Raw genomic sequence first — 526 nt, 5'->3', positions numbered from 1 at the left:
CCCGAACACGACACGCTCGACGCCCTGCGGCAACGTCTGTGTGATCCGACCCCGCTGGGCCTGGTCAAACTCACGCCCGCGCATCTGCACGTGTTGGGTCAGCAATTGGCCGAGCACCCAACACCGCTGAGTGCGGCGGTGATGGTGATCGGCGGCGAAGCACTGCCGCCTGCCACGCTGGCGCGCTGGCAGGCACTCGCACCGCACACCCGTCTCATCAACGAATACGGCCCGACCGAGACCGTGGTCGGCTGCGCGGTCCACACCACCACCGCCGACGATGCACATGCCTCCAACGGGCGTGTGCCGATCGGCAAGCCAATCGCGCATCTGCGCCTGTACGTGCTCGATGCCCACGGGCAACCCGCGCCGATGGGCGTGGCCGGCGAATTGCACATCGCCGGGCCGCAACTGGCGCGCGGATATCTCGGTCGTGCGGACCTGACCGCCGAACGCTTCATCCCCGATCCATTCGCCGAGCAGCCAGGCGCACGCATGTACCGCAGCGGCGATGTCGCCTGCTGGC

Annotated in this window: 1 protein-coding gene; it reads left to right on the top strand. The window is 68.4% G+C overall.

Annotated elements, in window-relative coordinates; all coding sequences use genetic code 11:
- A partial coding sequence (locus XALGPE39_RS16630) for an AMP-binding protein (protein ID WP_045726529.1) occupies window positions 1-526 on the top strand: 526 nt, incomplete at both ends.

The sequence above is a fragment of the Xanthomonas sp. GPE 39 genome, from assembly GCF_000963005.1.
Classification (GTDB): domain Bacteria; phylum Pseudomonadota; class Gammaproteobacteria; order Xanthomonadales; family Xanthomonadaceae; genus Xanthomonas_A.
This window is presented reverse-complemented; position numbering and strand designations above follow the sequence as displayed.